22 protein-coding genes and 1 pseudogene are annotated in these 20459 nt (G+C 70.5%); 5 read left to right on the top strand and 18 right to left on the bottom strand.

What is annotated here, in order from left to right:
- Positions 1–2 precede the first annotated feature (2 nt).
- Positions 3–827 (bottom strand): alpha/beta fold hydrolase, encoded by an 825-nt coding sequence (locus tag OG392_RS29010; protein WP_329284216.1) that lies wholly within the window; start codon positions 825–827, stop codon positions 3–5.
- Between the two features lie 47 nt (positions 828–874).
- Entirely contained in the window at positions 875–1732 is an 858-nt protein-coding gene (locus tag OG392_RS29015) for a phosphotransferase (protein ID WP_329284217.1), read from the bottom strand.
- Positions 1733–1880: 148 nt separating this feature from the next.
- On the opposite strand from OG392_RS29015, the gene OG392_RS29020 reads away from it, so the two are divergent.
- The 5 genes from OG392_RS29020 to OG392_RS29040 all read left to right on the top strand — a co-directional run bounded on the left by OG392_RS29020 (position 1881) and on the right by OG392_RS29040 (position 6367).
- Positions 1881–2825, top strand: coding sequence for a carbohydrate ABC transporter permease (locus OG392_RS29020; protein WP_329284220.1), 945 nt, complete (start codon positions 1881–1883; stop codon positions 2823–2825).
- A complete protein-coding gene (locus OG392_RS29025) occupies positions 2822–3664 on the top strand; it encodes a carbohydrate ABC transporter permease (RefSeq protein WP_329284222.1) in 843 nt (280 codons plus the stop codon). Before OG392_RS29020 ends, OG392_RS29025 begins: the two co-directional genes overlap by 4 nt.
- On the top strand, positions 3661–4956 hold the full coding sequence (locus OG392_RS29030; protein ID WP_329284225.1) for an ABC transporter substrate-binding protein: 1296 nt from the start codon (positions 3661–3663) through the stop codon (positions 4954–4956). Before OG392_RS29025 ends, OG392_RS29030 begins: the two co-directional genes overlap by 4 nt.
- A gap of 152 nt (positions 4957–5108) precedes the next feature.
- Positions 5109–5666, top strand: a complete 558-nt coding sequence (locus tag OG392_RS29035) for a DUF1697 domain-containing protein (RefSeq protein WP_329284227.1) — start codon at positions 5109–5111, stop codon at positions 5664–5666.
- Positions 5667–5740: 74 nt separating this feature from the next.
- Complete coding sequence (locus OG392_RS29040) at positions 5741–6367, top strand: mycothiol-dependent nitroreductase Rv2466c family protein (RefSeq protein ID WP_329284228.1); 627 nt, start codon at positions 5741–5743, stop codon at positions 6365–6367.
- 106 nt (positions 6368–6473) lie between these two features.
- Here OG392_RS29040 and OG392_RS29045 read toward each other — a convergent pair whose 3' ends face one another.
- From OG392_RS29045 to OG392_RS29120, 16 genes and pseudogenes are all read right to left on the bottom strand, one after another.
- Positions 6474–7343, bottom strand: a complete 870-nt coding sequence (locus OG392_RS29045; protein ID WP_329287515.1) for a D-alanyl-D-alanine carboxypeptidase family protein — start codon at positions 7341–7343, stop codon at positions 6474–6476.
- 633 nt (positions 7344–7976) lie between these two features.
- Complete coding sequence (locus OG392_RS29050) at positions 7977–8456, bottom strand: RICIN domain-containing protein (protein ID WP_329284230.1); 480 nt, start codon at positions 8454–8456, stop codon at positions 7977–7979.
- Positions 8457–8911: 455 nt separating this feature from the next.
- Positions 8912–9427: an RICIN domain-containing protein gene (locus OG392_RS29055; protein WP_329284232.1), complete on the bottom strand. Its 516-nt coding sequence runs from the start codon at positions 9425–9427 to the stop codon at positions 8912–8914.
- A gap of 490 nt (positions 9428–9917) precedes the next feature.
- A pseudogene (locus tag OG392_RS29060) lies at positions 9918–10077 on the bottom strand (transposase); the annotation flags it as partial.
- 37 nt (positions 10078–10114) lie between these two features.
- Positions 10115–10858, bottom strand: a complete 744-nt coding sequence (locus OG392_RS29065; protein WP_329284234.1) for a sirohydrochlorin chelatase — start codon at positions 10856–10858, stop codon at positions 10115–10117.
- Between the two features lie 11 nt (positions 10859–10869).
- Positions 10870–11757: an ABC transporter permease gene (locus tag OG392_RS29070; protein ID WP_329284236.1), complete on the bottom strand. Its 888-nt coding sequence runs from the start codon at positions 11755–11757 to the stop codon at positions 10870–10872.
- Positions 11744–12538, bottom strand: a complete 795-nt coding sequence (locus OG392_RS29075; RefSeq protein ID WP_329284238.1) for an ABC transporter ATP-binding protein — start codon at positions 12536–12538, stop codon at positions 11744–11746. The genes OG392_RS29070 and OG392_RS29075 overlap by 14 nt, the downstream gene beginning before the upstream one ends.
- Positions 12539–12591: 53 nt before the next feature.
- Entirely contained in the window at positions 12592–13701 is a 1110-nt protein-coding gene (locus OG392_RS29080) for an aliphatic sulfonate ABC transporter substrate-binding protein (protein ID WP_329284240.1), read from the bottom strand.
- A 196-nt stretch (positions 13702–13897) separates the two neighbouring features.
- Complete coding sequence (locus OG392_RS29085) at positions 13898–15241, bottom strand: sulfate adenylyltransferase subunit 1 (protein WP_329284242.1); 1344 nt, start codon at positions 15239–15241, stop codon at positions 13898–13900.
- A complete protein-coding gene (cysD, locus tag OG392_RS29090; protein ID WP_055600886.1) occupies positions 15241–16176 on the bottom strand; it encodes a sulfate adenylyltransferase subunit CysD in 936 nt (311 codons plus the stop codon). The genes OG392_RS29085 and cysD overlap by 1 nt, the downstream gene beginning before the upstream one ends.
- Positions 16173–16706 (bottom strand): adenylyl-sulfate kinase, encoded by a 534-nt coding sequence (gene cysC / locus OG392_RS29095; protein WP_063886607.1) that lies wholly within the window; start codon positions 16704–16706, stop codon positions 16173–16175. The genes cysD and cysC overlap by 4 nt, the downstream gene beginning before the upstream one ends.
- 29 nt (positions 16707–16735) lie before the next feature.
- On the bottom strand, positions 16736–17443 hold the full coding sequence (locus tag OG392_RS29100; protein ID WP_329284246.1) for a phosphoadenylyl-sulfate reductase: 708 nt from the start codon (positions 17441–17443) through the stop codon (positions 16736–16738).
- Positions 17440–17619, bottom strand: a complete 180-nt coding sequence (locus OG392_RS29105; protein ID WP_078944884.1) for a hypothetical protein — start codon at positions 17617–17619, stop codon at positions 17440–17442. The genes OG392_RS29100 and OG392_RS29105 overlap by 4 nt, the downstream gene beginning before the upstream one ends.
- A gap of 28 nt (positions 17620–17647) precedes the next feature.
- The gene (locus OG392_RS29110; RefSeq protein WP_329284250.1) at positions 17648–19345 is read right to left on the bottom strand and encodes a nitrite/sulfite reductase; all 1698 of its coding nucleotides are present in this window, start codon (positions 19343–19345) and stop codon (positions 17648–17650) included.
- A 136-nt stretch (positions 19346–19481) separates the two neighbouring features.
- Positions 19482–19565: a putative leader peptide gene (locus tag OG392_RS29115; RefSeq protein WP_310591794.1), complete on the bottom strand. Its 84-nt coding sequence runs from the start codon at positions 19563–19565 to the stop codon at positions 19482–19484.
- A 209-nt stretch (positions 19566–19774) separates the two neighbouring features.
- Entirely contained in the window at positions 19775–20344 is a 570-nt protein-coding gene (locus OG392_RS29120; RefSeq protein WP_329284252.1) for a GNAT family N-acetyltransferase, read from the bottom strand.
- Positions 20345–20459: the final 115 nt, after the last annotated feature.

A 20459-nucleotide genomic window follows, 5' to 3' on the forward strand; every position in this document is an offset into this window, starting at 1 on the left:
CGTCAGGAGTTCTCCTTCAGGAAGGAGAGCAGCAGGTCGTTCACCCTCTCCGGCTGGTCCAGGGGGAACCAGTGGCCCGCGTCCTCCACGCGCTCGTAGCGCCAGGGACCGGAGACATGCCCGCCGGTGTCCACCATCTGCCGCTCGTCGAGGAAACGGTCGCCGGTGGACCAGACACCCATGGCCGGGACGGACAGCGGAGGAAGCACCGGGGGCTCGCCCAGCTGGGTCTCGATGGACAGTCCCGACCGGTAGATCTGGAGGGCGGCGGTCAGCCCGCCCGGAGCGCGCAACGGCTCCAGGACGGCCTCCGCCTCCGCGTGGTCGTCCAGCATCTCGCGCAGCCGCGCGAAGTCCTCGCGGGAGAGCCACTCCTCGGCGAGTCCCTCGTGCTGGAACATCGACAGGTGCCACAGGCGCTGCCGCTGCTCCCAGCCCGCGGCCAGGATCGCCGCGAGATCGCCCACCGACATGAGGGTCACGCTCGCCACCCGGTCCGGCACGACCTGCGCGATTCCCTGCGACAGCCCCGACCCCCAGTCATGGCCGACCAGGTGGAACCGGTCGATCTCCAGCCGGGCGAGCAGTTCCAGGAGGTCGCCCACGTGCTTGGCCGGGGCGTACGCCTCCGGACCGCCCTCGGGACGGTCCGAGGCGCCGAAGCCCCGCAGCGTCGGAGCGACCGTCATGAACCCGGCCGCGTTCAGCGCCGGGATCTGATGACGCCACAGAGCGTGGCTGTCGGGGAAGCCGTGCACGAGCAGCACGGCCGGTCCCTCGCCGCTCACCTCGACGTCGAGCGTCACCTCGGACAGTTCCACGCGCATCCCAACACCCCGCTCTCGGAACCCGGTTCGGTCAGGACCTCATCATGTCAGAACGGGTACCAGCGAACCTCGGGGTCGCCGTCCCGCAACGAGGCCACCCGCCGCTCGAATTCGGCCAGAGCCTTCGGGTTCGTCGGGGCGTGCTGCGCCACCCACGCGCAGCTCGCGGTCTCCCGGGCCCCGCGCAGCACCGCGCACCCCTCCCACTCCCGCACGTCCCAGCCGTACGCCTCGGTGAAGGCCTCGTACGCCGCCGGATCCAGGCCGTACCGGTCCCGGGAGAGGGCCAGCACCACGAGGTCGTGCTCGCGCAGATCGGAGGAGAAGGTCTCCAGATCCACCAGGACCGGGCCGTCGGGGCCGACATGGACGTTCCGGGGGAGGGCGTCGCCATGGATCGGGCCCGGCGTCAGACGCGGCGTCAGCGCGGCCGCCGCCGGGGCGAAGGCATCGCGCCGCTCCCGCAGGAAGGCCGCGTCCGCCGGGTCGATCGCGTCGCCCGCGAGCCGCAGCCACCGCTCGACCCCGCCGAGCAGCTCCCGGCGCGGCAGCGTGAAGGCCGCCGGCTCGGGCAGCGCGTGGATCCGCCGGAGCAACGGCGCCAGATCGCGGGGCTCCGCGGGCCGTACGGCCTCGGGCAGCCGATGCCAGAACGTGAGCGGATGCCCCTCGACCAGCCGCGGCTTCTCCTCGGCGGCCCGCACCGCCGGGACCTCCGCCTCGGCCAGCCAGGCGGCCAGCGCCAGCTCCCGCTCCGCACGCTCGAACAGCTCGGCGTCCCGGCCCACCTTCACGGCGAGATCGCCCACGGCGAAGACCGCGTTCTCCCCGAGGGCCAGCAGCCGCGCCTCCGCGACCGGCACCCCCGCCGCGGCCAGGATCTCCCGCGCCCGCGCCTCGTCCATCGACCTCTCCCTTACCTGTGTGATTGCGCCAAAGTCTCCCATCCGCGCTGCTCACCGCGCAGGCCGCCTTGACGCTGCCCCGGGCCGTCAGGACCATGGCCAGATTCCCGCGGCGGCGGCCGGGGGCGGACGGACGGGGGTCGGATCGGTGAGCTCGCTGACCGCGACGAAGCGGCCCGGCCGGACGCGCGCGCCGCGCGCCGCCCACCGGACACGCCCGCGCGGCCCCGACCTCGGGGCCTGGTTCCTGGTGCTCCCGGCGCTGCTGCCGATCCTGGTCCTCAGCGTCGGACCGCTCCTCTACGGCATCGCGCTCGCCTTCACGGACGCCCAGTCCGGCCGCACCCGGGCGACCGGCTGGGTGGGCACCCTCAACTTCCAGGACCTGCTGCACGACACCCTGTTCTGGGACTCGTTCCGCATCGGCGCGGTCTGGGCCGTCGGGGTCACCGTCCCCCAGTTCCTGCTCGCCCTCGGCCTCGCCCTCCTGCTCGACCAGAAGCTCCGCTTCCGCTGGCTGGCGCGCGCCCTCGCCATCGTTCCCTGGGCGATGCCCGAGGTCGTCGTCGGCATCATGTGGCGGCTCGTCTACAACCCCGACGCCGGCGTCCTCAACGAGACCCTCCGGAACCTGGGCCTCGGCGAGGGCCGCGACTGGCTCTCCGGCCTCGCCACCGCCCTTCCCGCCGTGATCGTCGTCGGCGTCTGGGCCGGGATGCCGCAGACCACCGTCGCCCTGCTCGCCGGACTCCAGAACACCCCGCACGAACTCCACGAGGCCGCCGCCCTCGACGGCGCCGGAGCCTGGCGCCGCTTCCGCGTCGTCACCTGGCCCGCGCTCCGGCCGGTCGCCCTCGCCATCACCGCCCTCAACCTCATCTGGAACTTCAACTCCTTCGCCCTGGTCTATGTGCTGACCAACGGCGGACCGGGCGGCCGGACCCGGCTCCCCATGCTCTTCGCCTACGAAGAGGCCTTCCGGTACGGGCAGTTCGGCTACGCCGCCGCGATGGGCTGCGTGATGATCGCCGCCGTCTCGGTGCTCATCGCCCTCTCCCTCGTACGACGGCTGAAAGGGGACCAGGACCGGTGAGCGCCCTCCGGACGAGCCGACCCGCGCGATGCGGCCAGTACCTGGCCCTCCTCGCCTATCTGGTCTTCCTCGCCCTCCCCTTCCTCTGGCTGGTCTCCACCGCCTTCAAGCCCGCCCCCGAACTCGCCTCGCTGCACCCCACCTGGATCCCGAAGGACCCCACGCTCGACAACTTCCGGCAGGCCTTCGACGAACAGCCGCTGCTCAGGGCCGCCGGGAACAGCCTGGTCGCCGCGGTCGCCGCCGCCGTGATCGCGGTGGCCGTCGCGACCCCGCTCGCCTATGTGACGGCCCGCCACCGGGGCAGGCTCGCCTCGGCCGCGACCGGCTGGGTGGTGATCAGCCAGGCGTTCCCGTTCGTCCTCGTGATCATCCCGCTCTTCCTGATCCTCAAGAACCTGCACCTCGTGAACAGCGTGTCCGGGCTCGTCCTGGTCTACGTGGTCTGGTCGCTGCCCTTCGCCCTCTGGATGCTGACGGGGTACGTCCGGGCCGTCCCCGCCGAACTGGAGGAGGCCGCGGCCGTCGACGGCGCGGGCCGGCTCCGTACCCTCGTCTCGGTCACCGCCCCGCTGCTCGTCCCCGGCATCGTCGCCACCGCCCTCTTCGCCTTCGTCACCGCGTGGAACGAGTTCTTCTTCGCGCTCGTCCTGCTCAAGACCCCGGAGAAGCAGACCCTGCCGGTCGTCCTCACCCACTTCCTCGGCGCCGAGGGCGTCGCCGACCTGGGCCCCCTGGCCGCCGCCGCCTTCCTCGCCACGCTGCCCTCCCTCGTCGTCTTCGGCCTCCTCCAACGGCGGATCACCGGCGGGATGCTGGCCGGGGCGGTGAAGTCATGAGACGACGGATCCTCGCCCTCACCGCCGCGTTCGCCCTGCTCGCCACCGGCTGTACGGCGGGGGACGACGCTCCCGAGGACGGGGTCGTACGGCTCCGCTTCCAGTCCCTCGCCTGGCAGAAGGAGTCCGTCGACGCCAACCGGCAACTGGTGAGCGAGTGGAACGCCACCCACCCCGACGTCCAGATCGACTACGTCCAGGGCAGCTGGGACTCCGTCCACGACCAGCTCCTCACCTCCTTCGAGGGAGGCGAGGCGCCCGACATCATCCACGACGCCTCCGACGACCTCGCAGACTTCGCCTACGGCGGCGACCTCGCCGACCTCCGCACCCTGCTGCCCGCCCGGCTCCGCGCCGACATCCCCGCCCGCAGCTGGGAGACGACCACCTTCGGCGAGGGGATCTACGGCGTGCCGTTCCTCCAGGAACCGCGCGTGCTCATCGCCAACCGGAAGATCCTCGAAGCCTCCGGCGTCCGCCTCCCGACCCCGGAGGAACCCTGGACCTGGAGCGAGTTCCGGCAGATCGCCCAGGACCTCACCCGCACCCTGGGTTCCGGCCGGTACGCCGTCGCCTGGCCGCTCAAGGAGCCCGTCTCCGTCAGCCTCAACCTCGGACTCTCGGCGGGCGGGCAGCTGTTCCACCGGGAGGCCGACGGCCGGGTGACCGTCCGCTTCACCGAGGCCGACGCCGTCGTCCCCGGCACGATCCACGAGCAGGTCGTCACCGACCGCACCGCCCCGCGCACCACCCTCGGCAGCGGCGGATCCGACACCCTCCCCGGCTTCTTCGCCGGCAGGTACGCGATGGTCCCGCTGGGTTTCGCCTACCGGCAGCAGATCGCCCAGCAGGCCCCCGAGGGCTTCGAGTGGACCGTCCTGCCGGCCCCCGCCGGAGACGCGGGGCTCACCCAGGGCGTCTCCCCGCAGACCCTGTCGATCGCCGAGGACAGCCCGTACAAGAAGGAGGCGGCCGCCTTCCTCGACTTCTTCCTGCGCCCGGAGAACATGGTGCGGCTCGCGCGCGGCGACTGGATGCTGCCCACCGGAACGGCCGCGCTCGCCGACCCCTCCCTGCACACCGCCCGGGACGGCTGGGCGACGGGAGCCGCGGTGGCCGAACGGCTGCGGCCCGCCCCGGCGCAGTCGGTGCGCGGCTACCCGGAGTGGAAGGACAAGGTGGCGACCCCCGCCTTCCAGGAGTACTACAGCGGCGCCATCGACGGCGCCGAGCTGCGCCGGCGTCTGGTGACGGACGGCAATCGGGTGCTCGCCCGCTATCAGCGCAAATGACGCCTTCACCAAGGGTTCGGCATTACGAAAGTTTGTTGGATAAGTCACAGATGGGTGAAGGGTCTTCTCGCGGATCCCCCTGATCGGACAGTGTTCGAACCGGTCACCGCGCCGCCCCCCACGAGGCGCGGTGGCCCGCCTAGATTTGACCCATGACGAAGAAGACGTACGCGGCCCTGCTCCGCGGCATCAACGTGAGCGGACACCGCAAGGTCCCCATGGCGGAACTCCGCCCCCTGCTCGAAGGCCTCGGGCACACGGACGTCCGCACCTACCTCCAGAGCGGGAACGCCGTCTTCACCACCGAGTCCGGCGCCGGGGAGGACGCGCTCGCCACCGCACTCGAGGACGCGATCGAGGAGCGGTTCGGCTTCCGCGTCGACTGCCTCGTCCGCGACGGCGCCTACCTGGCCGCGGTGGCCGAGGCCTGCCCCTTCCCGGCCGCCGAGCTCAAGGGCAGGGAACTCCACGCCATCTACTACTCCGGGCCCGCGGACCCCGAGCGCTTCGCCTCGATCGACCGCGAGGCCTACCTCCCCGAGGAGTTCGCCCTCGGCGACCGGGTGCTCTACCTCCACGTCCCCGACGGCCTGGGGACCTCCCGGCTGGCCGACGTGGTCAGCCGCCCGGCCGTCGTGAAGGGGCTCGTCGCCACCGCCCGGAACTGGAACACCGTGGTCAGGCTCATCGAGATGACCAGGGAGGACTGACCGGGAAGTGGCCCAGTGCAGAGGTGCTCGATTGGACCACGGGGGCAGGCCAATGGCTGGCTAGATTTCACGGTATGACGAGCATCGCGACCGCGCCCCGCCCCACCGTCGACTTCTACTTCGACCCCGCCTGCCCCTTCGCCTGGATCACCTCCCGGTGGATCCTGGAGGTCGAGCGCGAGCGGGACATCGAACTCCGCTTCAAGGTCATGAGCCTCTACCTGCACAACGAGGGCAACACCCTGCCCGACTGGTACCGGGAACTCGTCGACGCCTCGATCGGACCGGTCAGAGTCGCGGCGGCCGCCGCCGAGCGGCACGGCGAGGAGGTCCTGCGCCCGCTCTACACGGCGTACGGAACCCGCATCCACGAGCAGAAGCGGCGGGACTTCGACGCGGTGGTCGCCGAGTCGCTCGCCGAACTCGGCCTGCCCGCCGAACTCGCCGGGGCCGCCCACGACCCGGCCCGCGACGAGGCCGTCCGCCGCAGCCACGACGCCGGCAAGGACCCCGACGCCGACGCGTACATCGGCACGCCCACGATCCATGTGGACGGCACCGTGTGGTTCGGCCCGGTGCTGCGGGCCGTCCCGCGCGGCGCACGCGCGGCCGAACTGTTCGACAGCTTCCGGGTCCTCGCCGGGCACCCGGACCTCTTCGAGCTGAAGCGGACCCGTACGGGCGGCCTCGACTTCAGCTAGCCGCCGTCCGCACACCCGGAGGGGGCGCGGTGCGGGGACTGCCTCCCGACGAGCGGGAGGCAGCCGGGGGCGGCCCCGGCACCGTGGTGGGCCGGAGGCCGCCGCGTCACCTGCGGAAGCCGTAGTCCAGCAGCTTCTTCACATCGGCGGCCCTGTTCGTCTCGTTCGACGAGGCGAGCACGGTGCCGATGACCGTCTTGCCGTTCCGGGTGGCCGCGAAGACCAGGCAGTACTTGGCCTGCGGGCCCGAACCGGTCTTCACGCCGATCGCACCGCTGTAGGTGCTCAGGAGCTTGTTCGTGTTGGTCCACGACATGTACCGGTAACCACCGGACTTCGTGGTCACCTTCTGCTTCGTGGACTTCGTCGCGACCACCGTGCGGAACGTGGAGTTCTTCATCGCACTGCTCGCGAGCTTCGTCAGATCGCGCGGGGTCGAGTAGTTGCTCCCATTGCTTATTCCGTCGAACGAGTCGAAGTGGGTGTTCCGCATGCCGAGGTTCCTCGCCTCGGTGTTCATCTTCCCGATGAACGACTTGATGCGGGCCGCCCGCGTCGTGCCGGTGCCGAACTTGTCGGCCAGCGCGTAGGCCGCGTCACAGCCCGACGGCAGCATCAGACCGTAGAGGAGCTGACGCACCGTCACCTTGTCGCCGACGATGAGCCGGGCGGACGAGGCGTTCTTGGAGACGATGTAGTCGCTGTACGCCTTGTCGACGGTGACCTTGGCGTCCAGGTTCAGACCCCGCTGGGCCAGCACCACCTTCGCGGTCATGATCTTGGTGGTCGAGCCGGTCGACCGGCGGATGTCCGCGGCCTTCCCGAACAGCGTCGCGCCCGTCCCGTTGTTCATGACGAAACCGCCCGCGGCGGTGATCGACGGGGCGGGCGGCGGCGCGGCGTACGCCTGGCCCGTGAAGAGGCCGCCGGCCAGCACGGCCGAGGCCGTGAACGTGACGGTGACGGCTCTGCGCACGCCGAGTGTCGAAGTGATCAAAGTCTTCTGCCCTTGGTAGGAACCGATGTGCGCCGGGTCCGTGCGGACCCGGCGCACAGAAGACGCTTGGGACGGGTCCATGGATGCACGGCCTGGCCATGAAGTTCATCGCATCCGTTGCCCAACGAGCGGGGGCGCCAAGGGGAACGGCACCGCCGCTCCTGCTCCGGGGCGTCGAGGCCGTGACCGGAAGGATCCGGAAGGATCCGGAAGGGACGACTTAGGTGTATTGAGCACGAGCGTTGTTGACACTGGCGGGTCTTGAACATGGCGAAGACCTCCGGTGTGGTGGGAGCTGTCTGGGAACTCACCTCACGGAGGTCTTCGTGGCCCACCGTAATGCCCGGCCGCACCGCATCCCTACGGTCCACGCGTGGTTCTCGGCCCGGCCGCGGGACTGGCGTAATGAGGCGTGGGAGACCGACCACGTACAGGCGCCGGTGCTGGTCGATGTGGACGGCCATGCCCGCAGCCCGTGGGTCACGTGGTTCACCGATTGCGCGGCGAACGCGATCACGGGGGTGGCGGTCACGCCGGGGCATCCGTCACGGGAGTCGGTCATGACGGGTGCGGGGTGAAAGCGTGGACCGCCCACACCCCGCCGCGGAATCGTCAGTAGACCAGGCCCCACGCCTGGGCGGTGTTGAACTCCGGGTTGCAGGTCCACAGGGTCAGCCAGGTTCCGTTGGCCGAGGAGTTGCCCTTGTTCGTGATGCACTTGCCCCCGAACTGGGTCCACGTCCGCCCGGAGTTGCCGATGAACACCTGCGGGCTGGTGTCGCTCCAGTCGCAGGTCCACAGGGTCAGGACCGTGCCGTTGGTGGCGGAGGCGTTGCCGCGCGGGGTCAGGCACTTGCCGCTGACGTCGTGCACGATGTGCTGGTTGAGCCAGTGCCAGTTCTGCAGGTTGCTGCCCGTGCAGGACCAGACGGTGATGACTGTGCCGTTGGCGGTGCTGTTGCCCTCGGGTGTGGCGCAGCTGCCCAGGTTGTAGAGCCGGTTGCCGGCGGCGTTGGCCGTGCCGGTCGACAGGACACTGACGCCGAGCGCGGTGAGCAGTGCGATGAGTAGGGCGGACGCCTTGCGTATCATCTCGGTCTTCCTCGAAGGTTGCCGGCCCCGCGGGCGGGGGCGGCGGTGATGTGATGGTTGCCGGCCGGAAGGGCGGGGTCGCCTGTCGGCGCCGCGCGGCCATGAGCGCAGATCATGAGGATCGACGCGGTATGGCGGCGTTCGTCGCCCGGGCGGGTGTCCGGCAACAGTGACTCTAAGGCCGGACGGAACGTCAGGGTGTGCGGAGCACGCAGCGTTTCTGTGCAACGGGTGCAGCTCGACAGAGGCCCGTGTCGCTTCCCGCGGACGTTCACGCCTCACCGATCCTGCCAGGGGCCGCGTCCTCGTTCTCGGCGCCGGTGACGCCGGGCCTACCGAACGTGGCGTGGCTCCGCACGCGTCGTCGCGTGCGGAGCCACGTTCATCTCCGCGCGGATCCGCACAGGGCGGACATCGGCACTACCATCTGGGACCCATCAGCCCCAAAGGGGCTACTACGCGTAGTTGAAGACCCACTGCTGCTCGGTGGGGTAGTCGTCGGCGCAGCGCCACAGGGTGAGGTAGGTGCCGTTGGCGTGGCTGCCGCCCTTGTTCGTCAGGCAGCGGTAGTCCGGGCCCGAGTACGCGGTCCAGGTCCAGGCCTGGCTGTAGTCGAACAGCTGCGGGTAGTTGGTGCTGCTGGTGTCGCAGTCCCACAGGGCCAGGACGGCGCCGTCGGTCTTGTAGCCGTTCCCGTACGGGGTCAGGCACCTACCGCTCGCCCTGTTCACGATCTGGTAGCTCCCCCCATCCATGCGGATCTCCCAGTGCTGGAGCGGGGAGCCGGTGCAGTCCCACAGGGTGATGATCGTTCCGTTGGAAGTGCCGTTGCCCTTCGGAGTGGCGCACTTCCCCGAGTACTTGTTCTTCAGCACGTGGTACGTCGCGGCGTCCGCATCAGCGGCGGTCGAGACGTTCATGGTGAACACGACCAGGAGGGCCGCGAAGACGGCCAGTATGGACTTACGCATGATCAGCTTTCTCAAATGAAGCACGTAGTCGTGCTTCCTTCCACGTGGCGCACGAAGCGCCAGCACGACGGCCTGCGGCCGACTCCCCTGTCCGCGCCGCGCGGCCATGAGCGCAGATCATGAGGATCGACGCGGCATGGCGGCGTTCGTCGCCCGGGCGGGTGTCCGGCAACAGTGAATCTAGGGCCGGACGGAACGTCAGGGTGTGCGGAGCACGCAGCCTTTCTGTGCAACGGGTGCAGCTCGGCAGAGGCCCGCGTCGCTTCCCGTGGGGGATGTCCGGAGTGCCGGGGGTCCAGAGTGCGGGCATCGGCAGGCTTGCCGGCGCGGTGTCCCTGGACGGCGTCCAGGGACAGGTCCAGCCGGCCGGGACCCTGGCGCGGCGGTTGGCGCCGTCCCATGTCGGGATCATCGTGGTGAACGCCGAGCCGGAGTTCGTGCAGCGGTTGCCGCTGCACCGGCTCGCGGCCGGTCAGGATGAGGTGGACTCACGCTCGGGCAGGTCACGCCGCGCGGCACCGGGACAGCTTCCACAAGATCCCGTTCACGACCTGGCGCCGGTCCCGCACAGGCCTGCCCATCCGGCCCGGCGTCGGCAACGGAGCGATCAACGCCCGCGACACATCCGTCAGTTCATGTCGACGCACCACGAACGGAGCACCGACCGACCGACTTTGCGGATACGTCCTAGGCCGAGTGGGCCACGGCGACACGGGCCGCGCGGGAGGCGTCGAAGCGCTCCAGGAGCAGCCGGGCCAGTTCCGGGGCGGGGCCCAGGACGTCCGCCAGGACGTCCGCCTCCGCCGCGCCCGCCGCGATGCGGTCCGGGAGACGGCCGGGGGCGATCACGTACGGGGCGACGGCCACCCGCCGGACACCGGGCTCGGCCCGCAGGGCCCGTACGGCGTCCTCCGTACGGGGCAGAGATGCGGAGGCGAACGCGGGCCGCACGGAGCACCAACCGGTGCGCCGCAGCTCCCGCGCCGTTTCTGCGATCACCGCGATCGCCTCCGGGTCCGTGGAGCCCGCCGAGGCCAGGACGACCCCGGTCGTGCTCCTGTCGCCGGGCGTCAGCCCGGCCTCGTACAGCCGCCGCTCCACCGCTGCCACGAGCAGCGGCGAGGGGCCGAGGACCTCCGCCTGGCGGATCCGCAGCGACGGCGGCGCCTGGCGCAGTACGGCGGGGACGTCGGCCTTCGCGTGGAAGGCCCGGGTCAGCAGCAGCGGCAGCGCCACCACGTCCCGGACGCCCTCGGCGGCGAGCCGGTCGAGCACTCCCGGCACCGACGGCAGGTTGAAGTCCAGGAACGCCGTCTCCACCCGCAGCCCAGGCCGCAGCGCGCCGGCCCGGCGCACCAGCGCCTGGACGGTCGCCGCGTGCCGCGCGTCGCGGCTGCCGTGGGCGATGACGAGGAGGACGGGTCGGTTCATGGGGGATCGGCTCACTTCACCAGCAGGCCGCGGCTGCGGAGCACCCAGCGCTCCAGCGGGCTGAAGATCAGCAGGTCGATCGCGATGCCGACGACCAGGATCAGCAGGATCGCCAGGAACACGCCGGGCAGGTCGATGTTGTTCCGGCCGTTCTCCAGCAGCTGGCCCAGGCCCAGGCCCAGATCGGGGGAGGAGGCGATGATCTCGGCGGCCATCAGCGAGCGCCAGGAGAACGCCCAGCCCTGCTTCAGGCCGGCCAGGTAGCCGGGCAGCGCGGCCGGAAGCGTGACGTGCCAGGTGCCCTTGAGGCCGGTGGCCCCCATGGTGCGGCCGGCCCGCAGGAACAGCGGCGGGACCTGGTCGACACCGGAGACCAGACCGTTGGCGATGGACGGGACGGCGCCCAGCAGGATCACCGTGAACATCATCGCGTCGTTCAGGCCGAACCAGAGCACCGCCGGCGGCACCCACGCCACCGAGGGCAGCGACTGCAGACCCGACAGGATCGGACCGATCGCGGCGCGCACGAACTTCACCCGGGCGACCAGCAGGCCCAGCGGGGTGCCGATGGCGAGGGCCAGCAGGAAGCCGGCCAGCCCCCGGGACACGCTGGTCCAGATGACCTCGAGCAGGGTGCCCTGCAGCCACATGTCGGTCAGGCCGTCCCACACAGCGGACGGCGCGGGCAGCTTGGTCTCCTCGGTGATCTTCGCGGAGACGAGGATCTGCCAGACCGCGAGGACCAGGACGACGGCGAGGGTGGGCGGGAGGACCTTCTTGAGGAGGACCTCACGGACCGGCGTACGGCGGATCTCGACCGCGTCCAGGGCGTCGAGACCGGCCTCCAGACCGGCGAGGTCGTCCTTCTTGACCGTCGCGGCGGTGTCAGTGCTGGCCATGGCGGCGGATCTCCCCACGCAGGTGTTCAGTGATCTCAAGGGACAGCTCGGCCACGTCCGCGTCCTCGATGCGGCGCGGCTGCTGGATGCCCACGGTCCACTCCTTCGCGACCCGGCCGGGGCGGGAGGAGAGGAGGACGACCCGCTGCGCGAGGCGCACGGCCTCGCGCACGTTGTGGGTGACGAACAGGACCGAGAGGTTGGTCTCCTCCCAGATCCGGGTCAGCTCGCCGTGCAGCACGTCACGGGTGATGGCGTCGAGGGCCGCGAACGGCTCGTCCATCAGCAGCAGCTGGCTGTCCTGGGCCAGCGCCCGGGCGAGGGCCACCCGCTGCCGCATGCCGCCGGACAGCTCGTGCACCCGCTTGCCGTACGCGCCGCCGAGCCGGACCAGTTCGAGCAGCCGCTCGGCCTCCGGCCTGCGCTCGGCCTTGGACACCCCGCGCAGCCGCAGGGCCAGTTCGATGTTCTTGCCCGCGGTCAGCCACGGGAAGAGGGCGTGCTCCTGGAACATCAGGGCCGGCCGGCCGCCCGGGGTCTCGATGAACCCCTGGGTCGGCCGGTCGAGCCCCGCGACCAGGTTCAGCAGGGTGGACTTGCCGCACCCCGACGCCCCCAGGATGGTGACGAACTCGCCGGGCGCGACGTCGAGACTGACGTCGTCCAGGACGAGCTGGGTACCGGCCGGGCCGGAGAAGGACTTCGAGACGTGCTCGATCCGGGCGGCGTGCGTCTGCTCCGCTACGGTGCCCTCGGCAGCCTTGGCGAACGTCGTGGCCATGGTCGTCACCTCCTGGGGTTACGGATTCGCGGTCTGTTTCGTCGGCTCGGCGGTTACTTGACGCCGAGACCGGCGTCGGAGACCTCGGGCTTGCCGGCGGCCTTGAGCACCTTGTTGAGGAGCTTCAGGTCGTAGATGCCGGCCAGGTCGGGCTGCTTGATCAGCTCGGCCTTGACCGCCCATTCGGACTGGGTCTTCAGCGTCGCGGCCAGCGGGTCGTCGGTGATCGCGATGCTCGGCCACGCCGGGTCGATGACCTTGGCGTCCAGAGCCTTCCCGCCGAGGGCCTTCAGCGCCGCGTTCGCGGACGTCTTCGCCTTGTCCGGGTTGGCGTTGATCCACTCGTTGGTCTTCACCGTGCCCGTCAGCACGGCCTCGACCACGTCCGGGTGCTCCGTGAGGAACTTCTGCGACACGATGATGTTCGTGATCACGAACTTCTTGTCGGGCCACAGGGAGGTCTCGTCGAGGAGGACGGTGCCGCCCTGGGAGACCAGCTTGGAGGCGGTCGGCTCGGGCACCCAGGCGCCGTCGATGGAACCGGACTTGAAGGCGTCCGGGGTCACCTTGTTGTCCGTGCGGACGACGGAGACGTCACCCTTGCCGGACTCCGGGTCGACCTTCCAGCCCTTCTCGGCGATCCAGTTGAGGAGCGCGACGTCCTGCGTGTTCCCCTTCTGGGGGGTGGCGATGCGCTTGCCCTTGATGTCGTCCAGGGTCTTGATCTTGTCCGGGTTCACCACCAGCTTGACGCCGCCGGAGGCGGAGCCGGAGATGATCCGCAGGTTCGAGCCCTTCGACTTGACGTACGCGTTGATGGACGGCGAGGGGCCGATGAAGCCGATGTCCAGCGAGCCGCCGTTGAGCGCCTCGATCTCGGACGGGCCCGCGTTGAAGGTCTGCGGCTTGAGCGTGGTGCCGCCGAGCTCCTTCTGGATCAGGCCGTCCTGGACGCCGATCAGCGCGGTCGCGTGGGTGAGGTTGGGGAAGTACCCGAGCCGTACGGTGTCGGCGGAGAGCTTCTTGCCCTCGGCGGCCACCTTCTTCTCGTCGTTCTTGGACTCTGAGCCGTAGCCGCAGGAGGCCAGCGCGCCGATCAGCAGCGGCAGGGCGGCGGCGGCGGCGAGACCGCGGCGCAGGGTGGTACGGGTGGTGGCAGGCACGGGAGGTTTTCCCCTCGATTCAGCGTTTTCGAAGTCTGCGTCTATGTCGTTCGGGGTGGAGCGGGGTCGCGCCGCGCATGCGGCGCGTCGAGGTCAGCACGCACATCGCGCGACGCCTCCCATGCCCGCACCGAGGGCGCCGGAGCCCACCCGGCCGCCTTCCTTCGCGAAGGTCGCGTAGACGTTCTCGCTCATCTCAGAAGTCCCACCCTTCCTCGTCCTCGACGACCGCGACGGCCTTGGCGGTGGCGAAGGACTCGCCCGCCATGCCCGCCGCGAGCGTGGTGCCGTCCGCCGGGTCGATCAGCAGGAACGAACCGGTGCGGCGCGAGTCGGCGTACGCGTCGAGCGCGAGCGGCTCGGCGGTGCGCACCACGACCCGGCCGATGTCGTTGGTGACCAGCTGCCCCGGGTTCGGGTGCTGCGAGAGGTCGTCCAGGGTCAGCCGCGAGGGGATCTCCTTGACGATCGCCTTGACCGTGCGGGTGGTGTGCTTGAGCAGCACCCGCTGGCCGACGGCGAGCGCCCGGTCCGCCACGTGGCAGACGGTCGCCTCGATGTCCTGCGTCGTCGGCGGGGCGTCACCGCTCGGGGCGAGCAGGTCGCCGCGCGAGATGTCGATGTCGTCGGCGAGCCGGATGGTGACCGACTGCGGGGCCCAGGCGATGTCCACGGACTCGCCGAGCGCGTCGATCCCGGTGATGGTGGAGGTCTTCCCCGACGGCAGGACGGTGATCTCCTCGCCGACCCGGAAGGCGCCGGCCGCGATCTGACCGGCGTAGCCCCGGTAGTCGGGGTGTTCGGCGGTCTGCGGGCGGATGACGTACTGCACGGGGAACCGTGCGTGGCAGGCCGTCAGGTCGTGGCTGACCGGGACGGTCTCCAGGTGCTCCAGGACCGTCGGGCCGCCGTACCAGTCCATGTTCGCGGACGGCTCCACGACGTTGTCGCCGGCCAGCGCGGAGATCGGGATCGCGGTGATCTCCGGGACGCCGAGCTCGGAGGCGTACGTCGTGAACTCCTCGGCGATCGCGGCGAAGACGGGCTCCCGGTACTCGACCAGGTCCATCTTGTTCACGGCCAGGACCACGTGCGGGACGCGGAGCAGGGCGGCCACGGCGGCGTGCCGGCGGGTCTGCTCGACCACACCGTTGCGGGCGTCGACGAGGACCACGGCCAGCTCGGCGGTGGAGGCGCCGGTCACCATGTTCCGGGTGTACTGCACGTGCCCGGGGGTGTCGGCGAGGATGAAGCGGCGGCGGGGCGTCGCGAAGTAGCGGTACGCCACGTCGATGGTGATGCCCTGCTCGCGCTCGGCCCGCAGGCCGTCGGTGAGGAGCGCCAGGTCGGGGGCCTCCTGGCCGCGGGAGCGCGAGGCGTGCTCCACGGCCTCCAGCTGGTCGACCAGGACCGACTTGGAGTCGTGGAGGAGCCGGCCCACCAGGGTGGACTTGCCGTCGTCGACGGAGCCGGCGGTGGCGAAGCGCAGCAGGGTGGTGGCCGCCAGCTGTTCGGTCAGCTGCTCGGTGGACGTGCTCATTAGAAGTACCCTTCGCGCTTGCGGTCTTCCATCGCGGCCTCGGACATCTTGTCGTCGGCGCGGGTGGCGCCCCGCTCGGTGAGCCGGGAGGCGGCGATCTCGGCGATGACGGCGTCCAGCGTCGTGGCGTCGGAGTCGACGGCACCGGTGCAGGACATGTCGCCGACGGTGCGGTAGCGGATCAGCCGCGTCTGCGTCGTCTCGGACTCCTTCGGGCCGCCCCAGTCGCCTGCCGTCAGCCACATCCCGCTGCGGGCGAACACCTCGCGCTCATGGGCGAAGTAGATCTCCGGGAGCTCGATCTTCTCGCGCTGGATGTACTGCCAGACGTCCAGCTCGGTCCAGTTGGACAGCGGGAAGACCCGGACGTGCTCGCCGGGGGCGTGCCGGCCGTTGTAGAGCTGCCACAGCTCGGGGCGCTGGCGGCGCGGGTCCCACTGCGAGAACTCGTCGCGCAGCGAGAACACCCGCTCCTTGGCGCGGGCCTTCTCCTCGTCGCGGCGGCCGCCGCCGAAGACGGCGTCGAAGCGGTGCTGCTGGATCGCCTCGGTGAGCGGGACGGTCTGCAGCGGGTTGCGGGTGCCGTCGGGGCGCTCGCGCAGCTTGCCGGCGTCGATGTACTCCTGCACGGAGGCGACGTGCAGCCGCAGTCCGTGCTTGGCGACGGTGCGGTCGCGGTACTCCAGGACCTCGGGGAAGTTGTGCCCGGTGTCGACGTGCAGCAGCGTGAAGGGGATCGCCGCGGGGGCGAAGGCCTTCAGCGCCAGGTGCAGCATGACGATGGAGTCCTTGCCGCCGGAGAAGAGGATCACCGGCCGCTCGAACTCGCCCGCCACCTCGCGGAAGATGTGGACGGCCTCGGACTCCAGGGAGTCGAGGTGCGACAGCGCGAACGGATTGTCGGTGCTGTCGTGAACATGAGCGACGGTGGTCACAGCAGACCCCTCTCGGTGAGCAGCGCGTGGAGCTGCGCCGCGGACTCCTGCACGGTCTGGGTGTGGGACTCGATCCGCAGATCCGGGTTGCGCGGCTCGTCGTACGGGTCGTCGACGCCGGTGAGACCGCTGATCTCGCCGGCGGCCTGCTTGGCGTAGAGACCCTTCACGTCGCGTACGGAGCAGACGTCCACCGGAGTGGCGACGTGCACCTCGACGTAGGGGGTGCCTTCGGACGCGTGGCGCTTGCGGACCGCCTCGCGGCTGTCCTCGTAGGGGGCGATGACGGGGACGAGGGCCTTCACGCCGTTGGAGGCGAGCAGTTCCGCGACGAACCCGATCCGCTGCACGTTGGTGTGCCGGTCCTCGCGGCTGAACCCGAGGCCCGCGGAGAGGAACTCGCGGATCTCGTCGCCGTCGAGCACCTCGACCCGGTGGCCCTCCTCGCGGAGCCGGCCTGCCAGCTCGTACGCGATGGTGGTCTTGCCGGCGCTCGGCAGGCCGGTGAGCCAGATGGTGGCACCCGTCACGTGCTTCTCCTGAACTTCCTGAGTGTCCGTCATCCGTGCAGCCCGCATTCGGTCTTGCCGCGGCCCGCCCAGCGTCCGGCGCGGGCGTCCTCGCCCTCCAGGACGCGGCGGGTGCAGGGGGCGCAGCCGACGGAGGCGTAACCGTCCATCAGGAGCGGGTTGGTGAGGACGCCGTGCTCCGTGACGTACGCGTCGACGTCGTCCTGCGTCCAGCGGGCGATGGGGGAGACCTTGACCTTGCGGCGCTTCTCGTCCCAGCCGACGACCGGGGTGTTCGCCCGGGTCGGGGACTCGTCGCGGCGCAGCCCGGTCGCCCAGGCGCTGTACCGGGTCAGGCCCTCTTCGAGGGGCTTGACCTTGCGCAGCGCGCAGCACAGGTCGGGGTCGCGGTCGTGGAGCTTCGGGCCGTACTCGGCGTCCTGCTCGGCCACCGTCTGACGCGGGGTCAGGGTGATGACGTTGACGTCCATGACGGCGTCGACGGCGTCACGGGTACCGATGGTCTCCTCGAAGTGGTAGCCGGTGTCGAGGAAGACGACGTCCACGCCGGGCCGGACCCGCGAGGCGAGATGGGCGACGACCGCGTCCTCCATGGAGGAGGTGACGCAGAAGCCCTCACCGAAGGTGTCCACGGCCCAGCGGAGGATCTCCAGCGCGGAGGCGTCCTCCAGATCGCGGCCGGCCTGCTCGGCGAGTGCCTTGAGGTCGGCCGTGGTGGTGTCCTGAGTGAGCGTCATATCTCTTTCCCTCCAGGGGTGTTGCCCGAAGTACCGGGGGCGAGCAGCCCCAGGAACTTCAACTGGAAGGCTCGACTGCACGCGGCGCATTCCCAGGCGCCGTGACCCTGCTCGTTGGGGCGCAGGTCCTCGTCGCCGCAGTAGGGGCAGTGGAACGGTGCGGCACGCTCGCTCATGACCGCTCCTCTCGGCGCTCGCTGTGGCTCACGACAGTGCCTCCTCCGAGGCGCGGGCCGCCCAGGTGGCGAAGCGCTCACCGGTCTCGCGCTCCGCCTGGAAGCGCTTGAGGACCCGCTCCACGTAGTCGGGGAGCTCGGCCGCGGTGACCTTGAGGCCGCGGACCTTGCGGCCGAAGCCGGCCTCCAGGCCGAGGGCGCCGCCCAGGTGCACCTGGTAGCCCTCGACGCGGTTGCCGTCGTCGTCCAGGACCAGCTGGCCCTTGAGCCCGATGTCCGCGACCTGGATGCGGGCGCAGGCGTTGGGGCAGCCGTTGATGTTGATCGTCAGCGGCTCGTCGAACTCCGGGACGCGGCGCTCCAGTTCGTCGATGAGCGAGGCGCCGCGGGCCTTGGTCTCGACGATCGCGAGCTTGCAGAACTCGATGCCGGTGCAGGCCATCGTGCCCCTGCGGAACGGGGTCGGGTTCACCCGCAGGTCGAGGGCCTCCAGAGCGGCGACCGCAGAGTCGAGCTGGGCCTCCTCGACGTCGAGCAGGATCATCTTCTGGTCCGCGGTGGTGCGCAGCCGGCCGGAGCCGTGCTGCTCGGCCAGACCGGCGATCTTGGTCAGGGTGGCACCGTCGACCCGGCCGACGCGCGGGGCGAAGCCGATGTAGAACCGGCCGTCGTTCTGCCGGTGCACGCCCATGTGGTCGCGCCACTGGCCGGCGGGCTGCTCGGGAGCGGGGCCGTCGTTCAGCTTGCGCTGGAGGTACTCGTCCTCCAGGACCTGGCGGAACTTCCCCGGGCCCCAGTCGGCGACGAGGAACTTCAGCCGGGCGCGGTTGCGCAGCCGGCGGTAGCCGTAGTCGCGGAAGATCGAGATGACGCCCTCGTAGACGTCCGGGACCTCGTCGAGGGAGACCCAGGTGCCGAGGCGGACGCCCAGCTTGGGGTTGGTGGAGAGGCCGCCGCCGACCCAGACGTCGAAGCCGGGGCCGTGTTCGGGGTGGTTCACGCCGACGAAGGCGATGTCGTTGATCTCGTGCGCCACGTCGAGCTGCGGCGAGCCGGAGACCGCGGACTTGAACTTGCGGGGCAGGTTGGAGAAGTCCTTGTTGCCGACGATCCGACGGTAGATCTCGTCGATCGCGGGCGTGCCGTCGATGATCTCGTCGGCCGCGATGCCGGCCACCGGGGAGCCGAGGATGACACGCGGGGTGTCGCCGCAGGCCTCGGTGGTGGACAGGCCGACCGCCTCCAGGCGGTTCCAGATCTCGGGAACGTCCTCGATGCGGATCCAGTGGTACTGGACGTTCTGCCGGTCCGTGATGTCGGCGGTGCCCCGGGCGAACTCCTCGGAGATCTCGCCGATGACCCGGAGCTGCTCGGTGGTCAGTCGGCCGCCGTCGATACGGACGCGGAGCATGAAGTACTCGTCGTCCAGCTCCTCCGGCTCCAGGACACCCGTCTTGGTGCCGTCCAGACCCTGCTTGCGCTGGGTGTAGAGGCCCCACCAGCGCATGCGTCCGCGCAGGTCGTTGGGGTCGATGGAGTCGAATCCGCGCTTCGAGTAGACCGTCTCAATACGTGTCCGTACGTTGAGACCGTCGTCGTCCTTCTTGAACTGCTCATTGCCGTTCAGGGGGGTGAAGTGCCCCACGGCCCACTGACCCTCGCCACGGTGGCGCCCGGTCTTGCGGCGTGCGGCGGCGGGAGTGGGGTTTTCCGGGGTGGCGGCCATGGCGTCTTGTCCTTCGGGACTGCGAGAGGGCGGCTCTGACCTGCACACTGGCGCTCAGGTCAGAGGGTGGCGCGTCAGTGCGCAGCAGGGTCGGGCAGAGTCGTGCTGAAAAGAGATCGCGGCGGTGCTGGTTCTCTCAGCGCGCCGGACAGATGGCGCTGGACATGCGGCCTAGGTCGACGTGCCGCCGACTCACCAAGGCAATTCCAGTTCCAGACATGACGGAAGCGTGTCACGGGACTTTGGACCCAGTCCAGCATCGTCCAGAATGCGGACGTAGTCGTCTCGCTTCATGAGATGGTGTGGTCTGGGTCACGCGAAAGGGGCCCTGATCAGGGCCCCTTCACCGGTCTGCGGTACGACGCACCGGTCGGCACACGGCGTGCGGCCTCCCCGGAGTGGCGTGCACCGGCGGCACGCCCGGCGGCGTCAGGCGTGGGCGCCCGGCCAGGGCCCCGGCGTCTCGCTCTCCTCGACCTCCTCCACCTTGGTGTCGAAGAGCCGGAAGCCGCGGCGCTCGTAGTTGGCCATGGCGTGCGGGCCGTCGAGCGAGCAGGTGTGCAGCCAGACGCGCTTCGTCGCCTCGCGGTCCGGCCAGCGCTCGGCCAGGTCCCAGGCCCGCGCCACCCCGTACGACAGCAGGTGACCACCGATCCGGCGCCCCCGGAAGGCCGGGATCAGGCCGAAGTAGACGATCTCCACGACACCGTCGTCCTGAGGGTCCAGCTCGACGTAACCGGCCGGCGTCCCCTTGTCGTACGCCACCCAGATCTCGGCGCCCGGCTTGTCGACGATCTCCTGCCACTGCTTGTACGTCAGCGACAGCCGGTCGTTCCAGCGGATGTCGCCGCCGACCGCCGTATAGAGGAAGCGGCTGTACTCCGGCGACGGGACCGCGGCCCGCGCGATCGTGATGTCGTCACCCTCCGGGACGGGGGAGGGGCGGAGATCGGACGGCGAGGTCTGTTCGAGGGACCAGGTGGTGAGAGTGATGCGCATGGGTTCATCGCATCACGACCCCGTCCGGCGGGGCGACCGGGGGCGGGGAGGGGGAAGCCTACGGTCCGGGTGTCCGCATGCTGGACGGCTGTGACCTGCCGAGACCCGGCCTGAC

This window comes from Streptomyces sp. NBC_00691 (assembly GCF_036226665.1).
Taxonomy (GTDB): Bacteria; Actinomycetota; Actinomycetes; order Streptomycetales; family Streptomycetaceae; genus Streptomyces.

Excerpts from the sequence above, each read along its gene's own strand:
- OG392_RS29010 (WP_329284216.1), bottom strand. The coding sequence starts at position 827 with ATGCGCGTGGAACTGTCCGAGGTGACGCTCGACGTCGAGGTGAGCGGC.
- OG392_RS29015 (WP_329284217.1), bottom strand. The coding sequence starts at position 1,732 with ATGGACGAGGCGCGGGCGCGGGAGATCCTGGCCGCGGCGGGGGTGCCG.
- OG392_RS29030 (WP_329284225.1), top strand. The coding sequence starts at position 3,661 with ATGAGACGACGGATCCTCGCCCTCACCGCCGCGTTCGCCCTGCTCGCC.
- OG392_RS29035 (WP_329284227.1), top strand. The coding sequence starts at position 5,109 with ATGACGAAGAAGACGTACGCGGCCCTGCTCCGCGGCATCAACGTGAGC.
- OG392_RS29040 (WP_329284228.1), top strand. The coding sequence starts at position 5,741 with ATGACGAGCATCGCGACCGCGCCCCGCCCCACCGTCGACTTCTACTTC.
- OG392_RS29050 (WP_329284230.1), bottom strand. The coding sequence starts at position 8,456 with ATGATACGCAAGGCGTCCGCCCTACTCATCGCACTGCTCACCGCGCTC.
- OG392_RS29055 (WP_329284232.1), bottom strand. The coding sequence starts at position 9,427 with ATGCGTAAGTCCATACTGGCCGTCTTCGCGGCCCTCCTGGTCGTGTTC.
- OG392_RS29065 (WP_329284234.1), bottom strand. The coding sequence starts at position 10,858 with ATGAACCGACCCGTCCTCCTCGTCATCGCCCACGGCAGCCGCGACGCG.
- OG392_RS29070 (WP_329284236.1), bottom strand. The coding sequence starts at position 11,757 with ATGGCCAGCACTGACACCGCCGCGACGGTCAAGAAGGACGACCTCGCC.
- OG392_RS29075 (WP_329284238.1), bottom strand. The coding sequence starts at position 12,538 with ATGGCCACGACGTTCGCCAAGGCTGCCGAGGGCACCGTAGCGGAGCAG.
- OG392_RS29085 (WP_329284242.1), bottom strand. The coding sequence starts at position 15,241 with ATGAGCACGTCCACCGAGCAGCTGACCGAACAGCTGGCGGCCACCACC.
- OG392_RS29100 (WP_329284246.1), bottom strand. The coding sequence starts at position 17,443 with ATGACGCTCACTCAGGACACCACCACGGCCGACCTCAAGGCACTCGCC.
- OG392_RS29105 (WP_078944884.1), bottom strand. The coding sequence starts at position 17,619 with ATGAGCGAGCGTGCCGCACCGTTCCACTGCCCCTACTGCGGCGACGAG.
- OG392_RS29110 (WP_329284250.1), bottom strand. The coding sequence starts at position 19,345 with ATGGCCGCCACCCCGGAAAACCCCACTCCCGCCGCCGCACGCCGCAAG.
- OG392_RS29115 (WP_310591794.1), bottom strand. The coding sequence starts at position 19,565 with ATGTCTGGAACTGGAATTGCCTTGGTGAGTCGGCGGCACGTCGACCTA.
- OG392_RS29120 (WP_329284252.1), bottom strand. The coding sequence starts at position 20,344 with ATGCGCATCACTCTCACCACCTGGTCCCTCGAACAGACCTCGCCGTCC.